This window comes from Jiulongibacter sediminis (assembly GCF_001306455.1).
GTDB lineage: Bacteria > Bacteroidota > Bacteroidia > Cytophagales > Spirosomataceae > Jiulongibacter > Jiulongibacter sediminis.
In genome coordinates, this window is record NZ_LGTQ01000005.1 from 1,095,030 (window position 1) to 1,113,335 (window position 18,306).

The 18,306-nt window shown below is 41.9% G+C and carries 11 protein-coding genes; 6 read left to right on the top strand and 5 right to left on the bottom strand.

The window, feature by feature from the left end; translation table 11 throughout:
- Window positions 1-83 precede the first annotated feature (83 nt).
- Window positions 84-3,443, top strand: coding sequence for a bifunctional proline dehydrogenase/L-glutamate gamma-semialdehyde dehydrogenase (locus AFM12_RS04900; RefSeq protein ID WP_055144444.1), 3,360 nt, complete (start codon window positions 84-86; stop codon window positions 3,441-3,443).
- Here the strand turns inward: AFM12_RS04900 and AFM12_RS04905 are convergent.
- A complete protein-coding gene (locus AFM12_RS04905; RefSeq protein WP_055144447.1) occupies window positions 3,440-4,063 on the bottom strand; it encodes a 2OG-Fe(II) oxygenase in 624 nt (207 codons plus the stop codon). The genes AFM12_RS04900 and AFM12_RS04905 overlap by 4 nt on opposite strands.
- A gap of 188 nt (window positions 4,064-4,251) precedes the next feature.
- Here AFM12_RS04905 and ppgK point away from each other — a divergent pair, with 188 nt between their 5' ends.
- Entirely contained in the window at window positions 4,252-4,992 is a 741-nt protein-coding gene (gene ppgK / locus AFM12_RS04910; RefSeq protein ID WP_055144450.1) for a polyphosphate--glucose phosphotransferase, read from the top strand.
- Here ppgK and AFM12_RS04915 read toward each other — a convergent pair.
- Genes AFM12_RS04915 through AFM12_RS04925 form a run of 3 tightly spaced genes read right to left on the bottom strand, consistent with a single transcriptional unit; the run spans window position 4,976 to window position 6,367 of the window.
- Complete coding sequence (locus AFM12_RS04915) at window positions 4,976-5,512, bottom strand: HEAT-like fold family protein (RefSeq protein ID WP_055144453.1); 537 nt, start codon at window positions 5,510-5,512, stop codon at window positions 4,976-4,978. The genes ppgK and AFM12_RS04915 overlap by 17 nt on opposite strands.
- Window positions 5,513-5,514: 2 nt before the next feature.
- The gene (locus AFM12_RS04920; protein WP_055144456.1) at window positions 5,515-6,036 is read right to left on the bottom strand and encodes a low molecular weight protein-tyrosine-phosphatase; all 522 of its coding nucleotides are present in this window, start codon (window positions 6,034-6,036) and stop codon (window positions 5,515-5,517) included.
- A 13-nt stretch (window positions 6,037-6,049) separates the two neighbouring features.
- Window positions 6,050-6,367 (bottom strand): FtsB family cell division protein, encoded by a 318-nt coding sequence (locus AFM12_RS04925; RefSeq protein ID WP_055144459.1) that lies wholly within the window; start codon window positions 6,365-6,367, stop codon window positions 6,050-6,052.
- Window positions 6,368-6,550: 183 nt separating this feature from the next.
- On the opposite strand from AFM12_RS04925, the gene AFM12_RS04930 reads away from it, so the two are divergent.
- Window positions 6,551-7,690 (top strand): DmpA family aminopeptidase, encoded by a 1,140-nt coding sequence (locus tag AFM12_RS04930; RefSeq protein ID WP_055144462.1) that lies wholly within the window; start codon window positions 6,551-6,553, stop codon window positions 7,688-7,690.
- 261 nt (window positions 7,691-7,951) lie between these two features.
- Here AFM12_RS04930 and eno read toward each other — a convergent pair whose 3' ends face one another.
- Window positions 7,952-9,235 carry a phosphopyruvate hydratase gene (gene eno / locus AFM12_RS04935; RefSeq protein ID WP_055144465.1) on the bottom strand — a complete coding sequence of 428 codons (1,284 nt, stop codon included), beginning with the start codon at window positions 9,233-9,235 and terminating at the stop codon, window positions 7,952-7,954.
- A 130-nt stretch (window positions 9,236-9,365) separates the two neighbouring features.
- On the opposite strand from eno, the gene AFM12_RS04940 reads away from it, so the two are divergent.
- The 3 genes from AFM12_RS04940 (at window position 9,366) to sov (ending at window position 18,240) form a co-directional block, all read left to right on the top strand.
- Window positions 9,366-10,082 (top strand): DUF6568 family protein, encoded by a 717-nt coding sequence (locus AFM12_RS04940; RefSeq protein WP_055144468.1) that lies wholly within the window; start codon window positions 9,366-9,368, stop codon window positions 10,080-10,082.
- Window positions 10,083-10,136: 54 nt separating this feature from the next.
- Complete coding sequence (gene ruvA, locus AFM12_RS04945; RefSeq protein ID WP_055144471.1) at window positions 10,137-10,730, top strand: Holliday junction branch migration protein RuvA; 594 nt, start codon at window positions 10,137-10,139, stop codon at window positions 10,728-10,730.
- Between the two features lie 76 nt (window positions 10,731-10,806).
- Window positions 10,807-18,240, top strand: a complete 7,434-nt coding sequence (gene sov / locus AFM12_RS04950; RefSeq protein WP_055144474.1) for a T9SS outer membrane translocon Sov/SprA — start codon at window positions 10,807-10,809, stop codon at window positions 18,238-18,240.
- Window positions 18,241-18,306: the final 66 nt, after the last annotated feature.

Here is an 18,306-nt window from a genome sequence, read left to right on the forward strand (position 1 = left end):
ATGCTGCCCGTTATATTTCATAATTTTGCAGGCAATTACACTTTCAAAGAAATCCTGAGCAATCAGGAAACCTTCTCAACAAAATGACAGATAATAAACTAGTGGATAATGCCCTCCACCTGGCGGGTAAATTACACGTATCCGAACAGGCAAACTCTAAAAATGAATTTGCAGCACGCCTGGAGCCTATTCTCCGAGAACCTTCATCTAAGAACTTTTTGATTCGATTGATGGATGTGGCCTTTCGTTCAGAACAGTACGCAAAGGTTTCAAATTATGTCTTGCGACTTTTCGACAAACATCAAAATTACCGCATTCTTTTTAGCCCCTTTGAAAAGGTTCTTGTAGCGGCCTACCGATCAATCGGGAAATACTTTCCTGGAATTAGCATTCCTTTAATGCTTGCCCAAATTAAGAAAGTAACAAGCCCCATTCTTTTCTTTGTTGACGACCCAAAATTCAGGAATCATGCACACAAAAGAGCATCCGAAGGGGTAAAACTGAATGTAAATCTCATTGGCGAGGCCCTAATAGGAGAAAATGAAGCCGCAGAACGTATTGACCAATACCGTCAACTTTTGAGACAAAAAGATATCAATTACATATCGATAAAAATCTCAACCATTTACTCACAAACTTCGGCACTGGCTTTTGAACATACAGTAAATGTTTTATCACAAAAACTAAGTCTGATTTATGATGAATTGATTGCCATTCACGGAGAAACCGGTGAGTGGAAGTTCGTCAATCTTGACATGGAGGAATATCGTGATCTGCATCTTACGATTCACACGTTCATTCAAACCCTGAGTCAGGAAAAGTACAAAAGCCTGAGAGCCGGCCTTGTACTTCAGGCCTATTTGCCAGACTCATATGAACAGCTGGACAAGGTTCTCTCTTTTGCTCAGCAAAGATATAAAAACGGGGGAGCTCCGATAAAAATCAGGATAGTAAAGGGAGCAAATATGGAAATGGAGAAAACAGAATCTTCACTTGAAGACTGGCCTTTAGCTCCTTTTTCGGAAAAGGTAGAAACTGATGCCAACTTTAAGAAAATCCTTCTGAAAGTTTTGAAGAAGGAAACTCTTGAGGCTATGCAGATCGGAGTTGCTTCGCACAATATTTTCGACCTGGCATTTGCCCTGCAAATCGTTCAGGAAAATGGTTTGAAAGACTATGTCGATTTTGAAATGCTGGAGGGGATGGCGAACCAAACCGTGAATAAATTGATGGAACAGGGAGCTAAGGTTCTTCTGTACACACCAATCGTTAAACCTCAAAATTATAATTCGGCAATAGCCTACCTGGTTAGAAGACTTGATGAAGGTACTCAGGATGGGAACTTCCTTAAGGAGGGTTTTGACCTTCAGCTGAATTCCGCCAAATGGGACGAACTGAAAACTCAATTTTTGAATTCAATTGAACTGATCGAAAAAATTGACAACCGTCAGAAACGAAATCAGGACAGAGGAAACCAAAAGCCCGAAAAACAGAATTCATTCCGAAATGTTCCAAATACAGACTGGAATTTGAAGGCGAACCGCGACTGGCTCAAAGAAGTAAAGAGTGGCTGGGAGAATCCCGAAGATATAGAAGGAACGGTAATTACTATAATAGGTGGAAAAGCCGGAGAAACACGCGAAGAAATCAGCCTGGAAGGATGGAATGGAAAGCATCCATGGAAGTATCAGCTCGCAACGACTGGTGACTATTCCCACTTTTTAGGTCTGGAGTCAACCTGGAATAAAAAAACAGCTAGCGAAAGAGCCGAACTGCTTAAGATGGCTGCTGTAGAGATAGAAAAGAACCGGGGTGAACTAATGGCCGTAGCTGTAAAAGAACTCGGAAAAACTTTTGATGAGGTCGATGTTGAGGTTTCGGAAGCTATTGATTTTGCCAACTTCTATGCTGAGTCTGCCAAGGAGTGGGAAAATTTGGCTGAGCGAAATATTGGTGACGGAGTTCATTTAATATTATCACCCTGGAATTTCCCTTTGGCTATCCCTATCGGAGGAGTACTGGCTTCTTTGGCAGCAGGAAAACGGGCAATTCTAAAACCATCAACCAATGCAACAGCCACAGCCTATTTGATTTCAAAATGCCTCTGGGCCGCCGGAATAACTCAGGAAGACTTTGCTTTTCTACCTACTGAGGAGTCGAATCTGGATGAGTTTTTGTCTTCAGGAAACACCTTTGATGCTGTCATTCTTACCGGAGGAACTGATACTGCGAAATTTCTTCTGAAAAGAAATCCCGAATTGAAATTATATGCCGAAACAGGAGGTAAAAACAGCACCATTGTTACCAGCCTTGCAGATCGTGAGCAGGCAATAAAAAATGTAGTTCAGAGTGCTTTCGGTAATGCCGGTCAAAAATGCTCGGCCACTTCCCTGCTCATTTTGGAAGAAGAAGTTTTTGAAGATGCTCATTTCAAAACACTCTTGAAAGACGCCACTATGAGTCGCTATTTTGGAAACCCATGGAATAATGAGACGAACATTGGCCCCTTGGGTATGCCAGTTTCGGACAAACTAAAATATTCCATTGAGCATACACCGGATGAGCAATGGCTAATAAAGCCCAAACTTAACGGAGATTTCTTTTTGAGTCCCGGAATCAAGTGGGGAGTGACTTCCGAAGACTACGAATATCAAAACGAACTTTTCGGACCAGTTCTTTCTGTTATGAAAGCAAAAAACCTTAAAGAAGCCGTTTCTCTGGCCAACGGAGTTGAATACGGTCTTACAAGTGGTTTGGAGAGTCTGGACCCACAAGAGGTGGAATATTGGAAGCAAAATATAAAGGCCGGGAACCTCTATGTCAACCGTTCTACTACCGGAGCTATTGTTCTCAGGCAGCCCTTCGGAGGGATTAAGGCCTCTTCTTTTGGTTTCGGGATGAAGGCTGGGGGACTGAATTATGTCGGACAGTTTATGACATTCAATGAACCTGATTTGACTCTTGAAGAAATCCAAAAAGACTACCAAAAATGGCACACTGAGTTCTTTTCAAAAGAGATCGACCCTGTAGGTTTAAGGGGGCAACATAATATCAGCCGTTATCTCAAATCAGAGAAAATCCTTCTGTTAATTGATGAGTCAACTTCCAAAAAGGATATTCAAATGGTAGTTTTGGCCGCTAATGCTCTGAATATTCCTTTGGAAATATTTTCTCAGAAAGATAGTCCCGTTCCCGAATCTGTCATTATTTCAGAATGGTCAGACCTCAAAGACAAGCTTGGTCATGATGTTTGCATACGGTCTTTGACAGGAAGGCCTTTGACAGGAGCTTTTACTGAATTTTGTATTGACCATGCTTACGACATTTTTGACAGAAAGCCTTCTGTTTACGGTCGTCTTGAGCTCCTGAATTATTTAAGCGAGCAATCTTTCTCTTATAATTATCACCGATATGGCAATCTGCTCGGTGAAAAAAGAGATTAGCCTAATAAATAGCCTAAACCGGCTGGTTGATACAGCAGCCAGCCGGTAAGGCTTTTTCTTCCTTTACGAGTTGTAAGAACTTCATGAGGCACATCAGCACTTTTGAAAAGAATGGCTCTGTTCAGCAGTGGCTTAACTAAAAAGTCACCTTCTTCTTTGAAAATTTTCAGCTCTCCCCCATCACCTTCAACCCAGCCTTCATTAAGATAGATAATGAAGGAAATCATTCGGTTTGACCTACCCTGAAACTGATCGAGATGACGGTGATAAAAGGAACCCGGAGGGTAATAAGCCAAATGAAATTCAAAATCGGTAAGGCTTAGATAACAGTATCTGTTCAGAACACCGATAGTTTCAGAGACCAATTCAAAGAAATCATTCATTTCCTGATCGACTTTTGAATCAAGCCAATAGGTATAATCTCCACGAATTTCAGAGACAATTTTGCCTTCGGTCCCAATGGAGGCCTTTGTAAAATCATCATCGGTCTTTTTTTCCCTGAAATAAGTTAATACCCTTTCAAGGAGAGTTTCAGAAAGGAAATCATCGATGATAACGTAATCATTATCAGAGAGTTCATCAACCCATTGAAGCCACTGCTCTTCGCTGAAAAAGCCCATATAAAAAATTTAAGCCCGCGAAAGTAGATAAAAGTGAGTTGACCTGATTCTTCTTCTGATAAATATTTGTGAAAAAAGTAACACTCTAAATTTCTCTACCTGAAAGACTTAAGTGCTTTTTAGATCAATCCCTGACAAAGATCACCAAACCGCTGTTTCAAAATTTATATATTGCTAAAAAAAACGATATGCAATTATTCGGAATAGACGTTGGAGGTTCAGGAATTAAAGGTGCACCGGTAGATCTGGAAACAGGTGAGCTGGCAGCTGACAGATTCAGAGTTGAGACCCCCCGGCCGGCTACTCCGGAGGCTATGGCTCAGGCCGTAAAAAAACTTGTGGATCATTTCAACTGGAAAGGACCCATTGGCGTTGGTTTTCCCACTATCGTGGCCAACGGTCAATGCAGATCGCAAAGTAATCTTCACAAAGACTGGGTTAACGTTCATATTGATGAGCTCTTCAATAAAGTATGTGGAAATGACTTTAAGGTCATCAATGATGCGGATGCCGCCGGCCTTGCCGAAATGGAATATGGGGCTGGAAAAGGTGAAGGTGGATTGGTAGTGACCGTAACGTTAGGAACCGGCATAGGCTCAGGTGTTTTTTATAATGGAGAACTGATTCCAAATTTTGAATTTGGGCACCTGCGATATAAAAAGCACAAACCGGTAGAGAAATATGCCGCTGATTCCATTAGAAAAAAGAAAAAACTGAGACTGGTGGAATGGGCTGAACGACTTGATTACTTCTTTGATTATGTCAATAGAGTTTGTTCTCCCGACCTTATCATTGTGGGTGGCGGTGCCAGCAAAAAGTGGGCAGAATTAGAGCCAATGCTCAATACCAATGTAAATCTTAAAGTAGCCGAAACACGGAATGAGGCCGGTATTATTGGAGCAGCAATGGCGTCTAAAGGGATGAAATAATTTTATCTAACCTCTTTAGAACCTTCTTACCCCGGCTTCGGATTCCTGCCGAATCTGAGCCATACTTTTCAACTACTTCCTGCATGAGAATTTTAAACTCTACGGCCAAATCAGGATATTTCTCTACGACTCTCATACAGACATACATGGCATGGGCTTTGGCAGCAATGCTATGAGGGCCTTCAAGAACCTGAAATCCAAACTCGTAAAGCTCTCCTTCAACTTTCTCTGAAAAACCGAAAGACGCCCAATGCCGAAGAAAGTTTCTCAACACGGCCTCATGGTTATTTTCCGCTTTTACTTTCTCAAGCATGGCCTGCTCGTAGGGTAAAATAAGCCCGGGATTTCTATCTGTTAAAGAGGTAACTACCCAAGCAGCCATTTCGCTGAGTTTAGGCTCAGGAGAAAGCACGCTTTGCATGAGCTCATCAAGTTTTTGAGCGTCCTCACCTATGTAAGTAACAATTTCGTCACAAGTTGCTTTGCTTCTTTCACGCAGTAAGGTCTCCCTGATGTTCATTGCTATTCTTCCTCATCCCGCTCAGGATCAGGCTCAAGTTGGTGAAGATCAATCAGATGATCCAGCAAAGCTTCTGAGCTTCTTTCCAGAAGTATGTAAACCTCCTCAAAAGCTTCAATTGGTTCATAATATGGGTCAGGCACCTCATGTACACCTCTTACCTCGGGATCAAAATCACGGATAAGAAACAGCTTTTCAGGAGCCGGGGGCCTTTTTAGCTTTTTATGAAGATAGTTATGGACATCTTCAAAATTGGCCTCATCCATAACGGCAATATGGTCTGCCTCACTCAAAAGCTCATCATCGATTTTTTGTCCGTGATGGGTCGTTTTTAGTCCATGAGTCTCCAGCACTTCTAAAGTTCTTCTGTCAGGCTGTTTGCCAATATGATAACCAGCCGTACCGGCCGAATCTATCTTAAAGCTGCCACTGTATCCTCTTTTCCTGACCACTTCTCTGAAAACTGACTCAGCCATGGGAGAACGGCAGATATTGCCGAGGCAAACAAATAAAACGTTGATCATAGTTTCTGATTGATTATTCTACCTCTTCCATCATTTCCCCGTTTTCGTCAACAATGACAAAAACCGTTTCTCCTTCCTTTTTCATGAGGTATTTTTCACGGCCATAGGTTTCAAGAGCGTCTTTGTCGCTCAGAATAGCCCTTTCTTTCTCTTTGAGTTTGGCAAGCTCCTCGTCGTAGTACTCAATCTGAGCTTCATAATCCTGAAGCTTATTCCAGAGTTTAAACTGGGTAATAAAATTGGCTCCATCAAAAAAAGTGAGCCAGACCAATAAAAATAGGGAGGAGTAAACGTAATAACCGTTTTTACGAAGAAAAGCAGACCAGTTCATTTTTGAAAGCACAATTGTATTGACTCAAATGTAAGCAAGTCTTCTGAAGTGTAAAAATGGATTTCTGGAAATAAGATGAAAACAGGATGGTTTTGAACCATTTAGCTTTTGTTTCCCCACTACCCCGTTGATAATTTTTAGAAGAAAGCATTCTGATTATTTTTGGTAAAATACCAAACTGCTATGCTTCAAACTCCCTCTCTGAAAACACTTATCTTTCTGCTATTACCATTTGGAATAATGGCTCAAAAGAAAACACCAAGAGAATATGGATTAGAAATTGGAATACTAAAACCCGGAGTATCGAATGCAATTACTGATGTGCCCGGCGTAAAAGTAGGACATACCACTAAAATTGAAGGATCAAATACAAGGACCGGCGTTACGGCCATTTTGCCACATTCGGGTAACATATTTCAGGAAAAGGTACCTGCCGCTATTTTCGTCGGAAACGGATTTGGTAAACTGGCGGGCTCTACTCAGGTCAAAGAATTGGGAACGCTGGAAACGCCCATTGTGCTGACCAATACGCTTGGGGTTGCCACTGCTGTAAACGGACTAATTACACATACACTTTCTTTGCCTGGCAATGAGGATGTAAGAAGTCTGAATAGTGTGGTGGGTGAGACAAACGATGGCTATCTCAATGATATAAGAGCACGTTTTGTCAAAGAAGAAGATGTGCTAAAGGCTATAAATTCTGCATCAGATGGCCCTATTCAAATGGGTAATGTTGGTGCCGGAACAGGCACGGTTTGTTTTGGCTTCAAAGGAGGAATCGGGACGGCTTCCCGTAAAATTCCAAAAGTCAAAGGTGGTTACACTGTTGGTGTTCTGGTTCAAACCAACTTTGGTGGTGTTTTACAGGTTGCAGGAGCTCCGGTGGGACAGGAGCTAGGTCAATACAGTTTCAAAAACCTACTGGAAGAATACAAAGAAGATGGCTCGTGCATGATTGTCGTGGCTACAGATGCACCTCTTCTGGCCCGAAACCTTGAGCGACTCACCTCCAGAGCCCTTCTAGGTCTGGGAAGAACAGGTGGTATAGAAGCCAATGGCAGTGGTGATTATGTCATTGCTTTCAGCACCAGCGAGTTGGTTAGAGTACCCCATCGTTCAGAATCTTCGCTTCAACAGTTTTCAGAACTGCGTGAAGAGGAAATCAGCATTTTATTTGAAGCCGTTATAGAGGCCACTGAAGAAGCTATTCTTAATTCCCTTTTCATGGCTGAAACCATGACTGGTCGTGATGGCCATACTGTTAATGAATTACCGGTGGAGCGGACTTTGGAGGTTTTAAGGAAGTACAATTTGTTAAAATAACAACATCTGAATATTACTCCGTTCAGTAATCATCCTTTCTGAGGCCAATTCGGGCGGAGTTGTGGATTGTCAGTTCGAGCGGAGTTGTGGATTGTCAGTTCGAGCGGAGTCGAGAACCTCTCTCTTGTAAAAAAACAAATCCGACGAAAGCGGCTTCACTTCGTCTTTGCTCAGTGCAAGCTTTTCCGCTCAGCCAGATAGATTCAAACAAAAAAACCCTCACAGTTTCCTGCGAGGGCTTCGAATTTATGGTTGGGTTATTTACCCTCTAAACTTCAAACCTGGGAAGTAAGCAGAATCACCCAATTCCTCTTCGATACGGAGAAGTTGGTTGTATTTCGCCATTCTGTCCGAACGTGAAGCAGATCCGGTTTTGATCTGACCTGTGTTCAATGCTACGGCCAAGTCAGCGATGGTAGCATCTTCTGTTTCACCAGATCTGTGAGACATTACCGATGTGTAGTGTGCTCTGTGAGCCATGTTTACCGCGTTGATGGTCTCTGTCAATGAACCGATCTGGTTAACTTTTACAAGAATAGAGTTCGCAATACCTTGCTCAATACCCTGAGAAAGACGCTTCACGTTTGTAACGAAAAGATCATCACCTACAAGTTGGATTTTCTTACCAGCCAATTTGGTCAATTCAGCCCAGCCAGCCCAGTCGTCTTCATCCATACCATCTTCGATAGATACGATCGGGTATTTATCAGCCCAGTCGTTCCAGTAAGCAGCCATTTCAGCAGAGCTCAATTGCTTGCCTGAAGACTTTTTGAAGGTGTAAAGACCAGTTTCTTTATCGTAGAACTCAGAAGAAGCAGCATCCATCGCGATGAACACCTCTTCACCCGGCTTATACCCAGCCTTCTCAATTGAAGTCAAAATGATTTCCAAAGCTTCTTCGTTAGAACCGATGTTAGGAGCAAATCCACCTTCGTCACCTACGTTTGTAGAATATCCTTTTGAAGAAAGTACTTTCTTAAGATTATGGAAAACCTCAGTACCCATTCTCAAAGCCTCAGAGAAGGTATCAGCCTTTGCAGGCATAACCATAAACTCCTGGAAATCAATTGAGTTATCAGCGTGAGAACCACCGTTCATGATATTCATCATTGGAACAGGAAGCGTGTTAGCATTCACACCACCGATATAACGGAAAAGTGGAAGACCGGCCTCCTGAGCAGCAGCTTTAGCCACAGCCAAAGAAACACCAAGAATTGCGTTAGCACCCAGTTTACCTTTGTTAGACGTTCCGTCAAGATCAATCATCGTTTGATCAATCAGGTTTTGCTCGAATACATTAAATCCAAGAAGATTCTCTGCAATGGTTTCATTTACATTGGTAACGGCTTTCAAAACACCTTTACCTACATAAACACTCTTGTCTTCATCTCTTAGCTCTACCGCCTCATGAACACCAGTAGATGCTCCTGAAGGAACAGCAGCACGGCCTAAGAAACCGTTTTCAGTCAATACGTCAACCTCTACAGTTGGGTTACCTCTTGAATCCAGAATTTGTCTGGCATGTACTCTTACAATTTGACTCATCACAAAATTTTAAATTATCAATACAATATTTTCTTCGAATAAGAATATTTCAACCCTAAATTGGTCAAAACGGTCACAAAGTAAGCAAATTATTTACATTTATGTTCTTAAAAGAGATGACGGAATTATCATGAAATCGTTAAAAAGCTTTCTATTTCTCTTCGTTTTAATACAAGTCATTGCCTTCAGGGCAAAGGCACAAGATTTATACGGCCTTTCACCTGACCTTTTTCAGCAATCTTTGAGAAACTCCACTGATCCTCAGTTAATTGACCTTCGAGAAGAAGAAGAGTTCAGAAAGGCTCATATCCGAAATGCTCAGTTCATTGATTATGCTCAGAAAGACTTTAAGAACATGGTTACGACCAAGCTCCAAAAAACTGAACCTGTTTACCTCTATTGCTTCACGGGAACAGTTGCCAAAAATGCCATGCTTTATTTAAAAGACCTTGGCTTTCAAGAGGTCTACTACTTATATGGAGGCCTTACCGGCTGGATATCTCAAAGCAAACCATATGTTTCTCAAATTCAGAGTACAAAACCCATTGCGGCTCTAACTAATCAGGACCTGGATAAGATCATAAGCCGTAATCAGAATGTGTTTATTTTCCTATCTGCCCCCTGGTGCAAATACTGTAAGATCATGGAACCCATTGTCAAAAAAAATACCGGTGACCTTTATGACATAAAACTGGTCAAAATAGACGGCAGCAAAGAACTAAGCATAGCAGAACGTTTTCATCTTACGGATACTCCTACTTTTGTCTATTTTCAAAACGGCAAGCAGGTCTGGCGTTATTCAGGCCAAATAAGTGAAGACAAGCTTCAGGATGTTCTGTTTAGATAGAAGCCCACCTAATTTCTATATCTTTGTACCGCACCCCTAAATTGTGTTTACAGAATGATTGCTTTCTTAAGCGGGAGATTGATAACCAAAGAACCTACGCATCTGCTTATTGATGTATCAGGAGTAGGTTATCTCGTGAAAATATCCCTACAAACCTACTCTTCTTTACAAGTCAAAGATGACCACATTAAAATTCACACGTTACTGATAGTAAAAGAAGACTCTCACACCCTTTACGGTTTTTCTAAAATTGAGGAAAAACAGCTTTTTGAACACCTGATTTCTGTTTCAGGGATCGGACCCAATACGGCCATTGTGATGCTTTCTTCACTAACATCTGGTGAAATCATGCAGGCACTGGTTTCTGAGGATGTTAAAACTATCCAAAGTATCAAAGGAATAGGGGCTAAAACAGCCCAAAGGGCAATTATTGAACTCAAAGACAAACTCAAAAAAGAGTTGATTTCTGACGGGGTCAATCCTACGGTTTTTGCCAATCAGGACCTCAACCTAAGAAGTGAGGCTCTCACGGCTCTTACTACTTTGGGTATCCCTAAAGCAACCGCCGAAAAGTCTATTGACACTATTCTGAGAAGATCCGGTGGTGATATCAGTCTTGAAGAACTCATAAAGCTAGCCCTTAGATAAAATTTAAGCCTTTGACTAATAATGGCAGGATTTTAGACGTTTAAATCGCAACAGTTGCACACAGGAAAATCACTGTATGTTTCAAGACAATACTCTATTTAACAAATACATACTCCTAATACTGCTAATCACAGGAATAATTGCCCCGGCCGCCGGACAGCAAATAACCCGAACTATACCCACAGCAGACAGCGTATCAAGAAGTAGTCAGGCCCCGGCTTTCAGATGGAAAGATTCGTACCTGAACCGCTTTTCGTTTGACCTTCCTCGTTCTCCCCTCTTTTTTATTCAGTCTGATAGCCTCAAAACCTCTATTCAGTACGCTCCATCAAACAGTCAGATAGAAATTGACGAGAAACTGGCAGATGATATTGAGGTTAAAATACCGCAGGCGATGTCTTTCAATGAGTATTCCAGCATTCAGAATGCCATGGTTCGTAAAAGTATCATGAGAGAGTACGAGCAAATGCAGGATGGTAACAGTGCGACCTCGGGAAGAGGTCTTTCTCCACTCCTTCAAAAAGCTCCGCTGGTTGATCGAATTTTCGGCGGTAAAGTTCCTGAATTCAAACCTAACGGTTTCGTAGCAGTCGATTTGAGAGTGGGTAGCCAATTTATCAACAATCCACAAATACCTCTTTTTCAGCGTAGAAGACCAATTTTTGATTTTGATCAGCAGATCTCTATCAACTTTAATAATAATGCAAACGGAGGTGCCGGACCCGGTGGTCAAAGTGGCTCCGGAGGATTTGGGAATAATAGTGGAAACAACGCTTTTGGAAACCGGGGAAATCAAGGTGGCGGCCTCAATGATTTGAGAAGAATAGCTCAAAGTGGTGGTGCTTTAGGAGGTTTAGGTAACCGAAATCCATACCGCGAGAAGATGGGTATTCTCGGAAACTTCGACACCAAATCTGCCTTCAATTTTGAGAATCAGTTTAAACTCAATTTCAAATCTGATCCTGAAGACATTCTTCAATCCCTAGAAGCTGGTAATGTGAGTTTTCCTTTGAGAAGCCAGTTGGTACCTGGTGTTGAAAACCTTTTTGGAGTGAAAGCCGGAATGCGTTTCGGTAAATTGGATGTTTCCACGGTTTTTGCTCAGCAACGCTCCCGAACAGAATCGATTTATATCAGCGGTGGTGCCAGAAACAGGCCTTTTGAGATTCGCTGCGATGAATACGACGAAAACCGACACTTCTTTCTTTCTCATTTTTTCAGAGAGAAATATGAAAGCAGCCTGAGAAACCTGCCAATGATCACTTCAGGCATTCTCATCACTCGTGTAGAAGTCTATGTAACTAATCGTACCAATACTGTTACCAGCATGCGAAATCTGGTGGGGGTGACTGACCTTGGAGAGGTTAATCCTTTTAGCGATGCAGTTACCCCGGGTTCCGGAAATGCGGCCTCAAATGATGCCAATTCCCTTGGAAACTTATTAGAAGTACAAAACGGCGGCTTCCGCCAAATAGACAATACGAACAGTGCTTTAGAAAGTGAAGGATTGAACAAAGGGATTGATTTTGAAATCCTAAGAGGAGCCAAAAGATTGACCGAAAGAGAGTTCGATTTCCATCCTCAATTGGGGTATATTTCACTGCTAACGCCATTGAGAAATGACGAAATACTAGCTGTTTCGTATGAATACGTTTACAACGGAAAGAATTATAAAGTAGGAGAACTTACAGAAGACTATTCGTTCAGAAAAGAGGATGACGTTATCATGCTCAAGCTCCTGAAGTCATCAACGGTTAGAAATCGTCTGAATCATCCGATGTGGGATTTGATGATGAAGAACGTTTACTCACTTTCTCAAGGTGAAATTGAACGTGAAGGTTTTCAGCTGAGAGTCGTTTATAAGGATGACCGAACAGGAATGGATACCCCAAACCTCCACGAAGGTGAGAACCTTGAAAATGTTCCTTTAATCTCAGCTTTGGGCCTTGACAGGCTCAATTATAATAATGATCCTCAATACGATGGTAACTTTGACTACGTGGAAGGTATTACGGTTAATGAACAGCGTGGTGTGATTATCTTCCCTGTTCTGGAGCCTTTCGGGTCATATCTGGAAACCAAGTTTACTGATGGAGAAGAACGCTTGAAGCAAAAATATGTTTTTGACGAACTCTATGACAAAACCTTAACTGATGCTCAGCAAGTAAATACAAAAAACAAGTTCTTCCTTCAGGGCTCGGTACAAAGTAACAGTTCTGATATTCCGCTTCCTCTTGGAGCCTCCGGCGGATCCGTTCGCGTTTACTCTGGTGGTACAGAATTACAACAGGGAGCTGATTATCAGGTTGATTCTCAACTGGGAAGAATAAGAATCACTAACCCAAGTATTCTGGCCAGTGGAAGACCGATTCGTATTGATTACGAACGACCGGATCTTTTTCAGGCTCAGATCAGACGACTTTTCGGTTTACGTCTTGATTACACCGTTGGCAGAAATCTTCGTTTGGGTGGTACTTTGATGGACCTCAAAGAAAACACACCAGGCTTTTTAACCAGAACGGCTATCGGTAACGAACCGGTGAACAATACGCTCTGGGGACTTGATTTAAATTATAAACAGGAAGGTTCAGGACTAACACGCTTGTTGGATAAACTTCCATTGGTCCAAACCAAAGAGCCTTCGGCCATTTTGCTGAGTGCTGAGTTTGCACAGCTTATTCCGGGCGTAAACAATAAGAAGATCAATGGCAATGCCATGATCGATGATTTTGAGGCTGCAAGAAATATCAATGACCTTACCCGCCAGCCGCAAAGGTGGCGTCTTGGATCTACTCCGGATGAATTCAGACAAGAACAGGAAGGCATTTATGGCTATAACTATAAAAGAGCCAAGATTTCTGCATACACCATTGACCAGACCACTTTTGTGAATAGTCCTTTTGGTGGTGGTAACGGACTTGTTCCATCCGAACTTACGAACAACGCCCGAAACAACCTTTATGAGCGATCTTTTGTTATACAGGACATCTTCCCTGGTCGCTCAAGACCCGTTTTAGGTCAAAACCTACCAACAAGCATTCTTGATATTTCCTATTTCCCGGAGGAACGCGGGATGTATAATTATAACCCGGATCTGACTAACGAAGGATACCTGAAAAGTCCTCAGGAGAATTTTGGGGCCTTAATGCGGGGAATCACTTTTGATGCTGATTTTGACAATTCCAATGTGGAATATCTGGAGTTTTGGCTTCTCGACCCATTTAAAGATAATGTACGTGACGGCCGCAGTCCTGATGGTCGTCCAAATCAATCGGGTGGTAAACTTGTTTTTCATCTTGGTGACATTTCAGAAGATGTGATTCCTGATTCTCGCTTCAATTTTGAGAATGGCATTCCGCCGTCAGACAGTGGTTTTTCTCAACCGGTGGTTACTGCCTGGGGTAAGGCACCAAAGGTTCAGTTTATCACTGATGCTTTTGACAATGACCCCGATAGCCGTGAAAGACAAGACGTTGGCCTTGATGGATTGAGCAATGAGGAAGAAAGGCAATACGAGCATATCAGAAATTTCCTGGATGAAATTCAGCCAAACCTGACCCCTGAAGCTTACAATAGAATTTCAGAAGACCCTTCAGGTGATGATTTCAAATTCTTTCTCGATGACTCTTATCGTACCGATCAATACATTGTAGAGCGTTTCAAGAACTATCTGGGCATGGAGAATAATGCCCCGCCGGTTCAGGAAAATCAACAGATTACGCCTGCTACATCTATTACAGCCGATAAGGAGGACATAAACCAAGATAACACCATCAATGATGTAGAGAGCTACCATGAATATGAAGTTAATCTTGAAAACGGTGGGCTCGCTATAGGGAATAAATACATTGTTGACAAGGTTTCTTCAGGTAATGCAGACTGGTATCTGTTCAGAATTCCATTGAGAACCGCTGACCGCAAGGCGGTTGGAGATATAACCGGTTTTAAATCCATCCGTTTTATGCGAATGGTAATGAAAGAATGGCGTGAGCCTGTGGTTTTACGTTTTGCAGCTCTTCAATTGGTGGCCAATCAATTCAGGGTTTATACTCAGGATTTAGACAATCATGACTTTGTTGATGTTCCAGAACCTTATGATGCCCAATTTAAGGTCACCACTGTTTCTGTGGAAGAAAACGGGTGTAGTGTGGAAGGTGATTGTAATGTCAAAGTTGGTGAAACACCTTATGTAGTACCTCCGGGATTCCAAAGAGATCGTGACTTCTCAACAACCCTTACTAATCAGTTTTTCAACGAACAATCCATCAGTTTAGCAGTAGATAACCTGCGGGATGGAGACAAAAGAGGGGTTTTTAAAAACACTAAACTTGACCTCAATATGTATAAACGCCTTCAGATGTTTGTGCATACCGAGAACGATAATGACGAAAACGGACTGGCTGGTGCTTTCATGAGAATTGGTACAGACGTCAAAACCAACTATTACGAAATTGAGATTCAAAACCTTAGGGCCACACCAAGAGGCTCTCAAGACCCTACGGTTATCTGGCCTGAAGAAAATGAATTTGACATCCCTTTAGATGAGCTCCGAAACCTGAAAATTGATAGAAATATTCAACTAGGACGTGATTCTGTTTCTTTAGACAGACCATTTTCAAGAGTTGTCATTGTATCCGGTGAAGGCGAGGGTGGCTCGTTGATTAGTCGTACTTACAAAATATCAGTCATCGGTAATCCGGACCTCAGTAATATCTTAACCATCATGACCGGTGTTAGTAATCCGGAAGGAGGAAACACCAGCCCGGCAAAATTCACGATCTGGATGGACGAATTAAGAGCCAATGGTTTTGATGAAACCAAAGGAGAAGCCGCAGTGCTGGCTGCTGATATCAAACTAGCCGACCTTGGGACAGTTTCAGTTTCGGGTAACCTCAGCACTTTTGGGTTTGGTGGTGTTCAGGATCGTATTTCATCAAGATCCCGTGAAACGGCCAAAGGTTTTGGTATCGCCTCTTCATTTGAAATAGACAGACTTTTCCCGGAGAAATGGGGTTTAAGCATTCCTCTTTTCCTTAATTATGATCAGCAGGAAATCGTCCCGCATTTTAATCCACTCGACCCTGATATTGTGCTTGAGCGAGCTTTGTCGAGATTTGAAACTGCTGCAGAACGTCAGGCTTACCGAGACTTAGTCATTGACCAAAATGTGAACAAGGGTTTTAATCTGGCCAATGTCAGAAAAATTAAAACCGATCCCAATGCTGTAAACCACTTCTATGATATTGAGAATTTCTCTTTTTCATATGCCCAAAATAGCGTCAATCGAAGTAACATTCTCATTCAGCAATACCTGGCAGAGCAGAAAAAAGGAGCCATCACTTACCAATTTCAACCAAGAACTTTCCTTTGGGAGCCATTCAAAGATTCGGAAGGGCTTCAAAAGCCGATGTTCACATGGATTAAAGATTTTAACCTCTCTCCTATTCCAGATCTTTTTGCGTTTAGAACAGATTTTAACCGGAATTATACCAAAACGCAGTACCGGAATTCTGACCTGACTACAGATGGTATTGAGCCAAACTTCATCAAATACTTCCTGACAAACAGGTTCTACGATATGCAGTGGAACCTGACGAAATCGGTCAATATCACCTATTCCTCTCAGATGAATTCAATCATTGATGAGCCATATGGCGACATTGATAACCCGGAAAATCAATCGGCGATATGGGATCATTTAAAGTCATTTGGTCGTGCTAAAAACTTTAACCAAAACATACAGGCTACTTATCAGCTACCACTTGATAAGTTTTTCCTTTTGGACTGGATTCAGGCAGACAGTCGTTTGAATGTAGATTATAATTACAGAGCTAATGCCTTTGACTGGACCAAAGGAGAAGATATTCGTGTAGCTGGAATTCAGGATGAATTCGGTGATGCCTTCGGTAACTATCTTGATAACAACCGAGAGATTGCGGTACAGGGAAGAATTGACCTTGTAAAGCTTTATAACAAAATCAAATACCTCAAGTTTGCCAACTCACCTGATCAGCCGAAAGAACGCTTCACGCGTACCCCCGGCTCTCTGGATGATGTTGTCATGCCTACTTCAGACGCTCTGAAAACCTTTACGAGATTGTTGATGACAGTCCGTGGTATTAATTTCAATTACTCAATCATTGAGAATACCATTCTACCCGGCTTTATGGAATCACCTGCTTTCTTTGGGCTTGCTAAAGAAACCAGAGCCCCTGGATTACCCTTCGTATTAGGTAGTCAAAACAGAGAAATTCATAAGATTTCAGCAAGAAATGGCTGGCTCTCTGAGAGTAGTGTAAGAAACGATCCTTTTACTCAAGGCCGTCAAAAGAAGTTTGATTTCAGCACAAACCTGGAGCCTTTCCAGGGCTTCAGAATGCAAATCAGAGGAAATTATACTCGTGGAGACTCCTACCAGGAGCTTTACAGACCTGATATTCCGGGTGGTCAGTTTGTTTCACAAAACCCTTTCAGAAACGGAACTTTCAGTATGTCTTTCTGGTCCTTTAAGACAGGGTTTACCAAAATGAACAAAGACCCCAGAAGTAACTATCAGTACGAGATATTTGATAATATGAAGGCCTACCGTTTTGATGTTATTGAGAAACTAAATCAGATAAATGGAGGTGAAGCCGGAGCGTATCATGAAAACTCTCAGGATGTGCTGATTCCTGCTTTCTTTGCGGCCTATAGTGGAAAATCTGTTGACGACATCTTTGCGAAAGCTGCAAAACGAGGTGATGAGACGTTCAACCCTTTCCTGAGATTCCCATTACCAAACTGGAGAGTTGATTATTCCGGAATTGAGAAACTTCCGTTGTTTAAAAAACTTTTCAATTCAGTGACCCTAAGTCACAGCTACACTTCCACCTACAGTGTCGGAAACTTCACAAGTTCTCTGGAATATGGGGCTAATGTGGTTAATCTTTTGGTTAATAATTACCCGCTGGGAGACGTTTTAGGGCCGCAAGCAATGATTGACGGTGCAGCCATGAGTTATTTCATGCCCGTGTTTATCATGAGTACCGTCACTATGGAAGAGCGTTTCTCTCCTATGATAGGTGTGCAGTTTACCACAAAAGGAAGCCTGACTGGTCGTGTGGAATATAATAAAGAAAGAAGAGCCGCTCTTAACCTATCAAATTCACAAGTGGCAGAATATAATTCAAATGACCTTGTGATGGGAGTTGGCCTTCGTAAAAGCGGAATTAAGCTTCCGTTTAAAGGCCGGGATGGCAATAATGTTGTTCTCGAGAATGATTTGAACTTCAGATTTGATGTAACTCTTAGAGATGTCACGGCATTGCAAAGAAGACTGGATGGCGACGCGGTTCCTATTCAGGGAAATTACGTTGTTCAGATTAAACCACAGATTCAGTATCAGTTCAATAAAAAGCTAAACCTTGGTTTCTACATTGAACATTTTGTGAATGAACCATTCACCTCATTATCGTTTGAAACACGGCGAACAGTGGGTGGAATCAATATGAAGTTTAATCTGGCTGATTAATCTTTTCTTTTGCAACAATTAAGATTTGACGTAACTTGCACCACCTTAAGAAACCTGCAAAACAAT

Bases quoted from the DNA above. Each gene is read 5' to 3' on its own strand.
- AFM12_RS04920 (WP_055144456.1), bottom strand. From the start codon at position 6,036: ATGATCAACGTTTTATTTGTTTGCCTCGGCAATATCTGCCGTTCTCCC.
- AFM12_RS04900 (WP_055144444.1), top strand. From the start codon at position 84: ATGACAGATAATAAACTAGTGGATAATGCCCTCCACCTGGCGGGTAAA.
- AFM12_RS04940 (WP_055144468.1), top strand. From the start codon at position 9,366: ATGAAATCGTTAAAAAGCTTTCTATTTCTCTTCGTTTTAATACAAGTC.
- AFM12_RS04915 (WP_055144453.1), bottom strand. From the start codon at position 5,512: ATGAACATCAGGGAGACCTTACTGCGTGAAAGAAGCAAAGCAACTTGT.
- ruvA (WP_055144471.1), top strand. From the start codon at position 10,137: ATGATTGCTTTCTTAAGCGGGAGATTGATAACCAAAGAACCTACGCAT.
- AFM12_RS04905 (WP_055144447.1), bottom strand. From the start codon at position 4,063: ATGGGCTTTTTCAGCGAAGAGCAGTGGCTTCAATGGGTTGATGAACTC.
- AFM12_RS04930 (WP_055144462.1), top strand. From the start codon at position 6,551: ATGCTTCAAACTCCCTCTCTGAAAACACTTATCTTTCTGCTATTACCA.
- sov (WP_055144474.1), top strand. From the start codon at position 10,807: ATGTTTCAAGACAATACTCTATTTAACAAATACATACTCCTAATACTG.
- ppgK (WP_055144450.1), top strand. From the start codon at position 4,252: ATGCAATTATTCGGAATAGACGTTGGAGGTTCAGGAATTAAAGGTGCA.
- eno (WP_055144465.1), bottom strand. From the start codon at position 9,235: ATGAGTCAAATTGTAAGAGTACATGCCAGACAAATTCTGGATTCAAGA.
- AFM12_RS04925 (WP_055144459.1), bottom strand. From the start codon at position 6,367: ATGAACTGGTCTGCTTTTCTTCGTAAAAACGGTTATTACGTTTACTCC.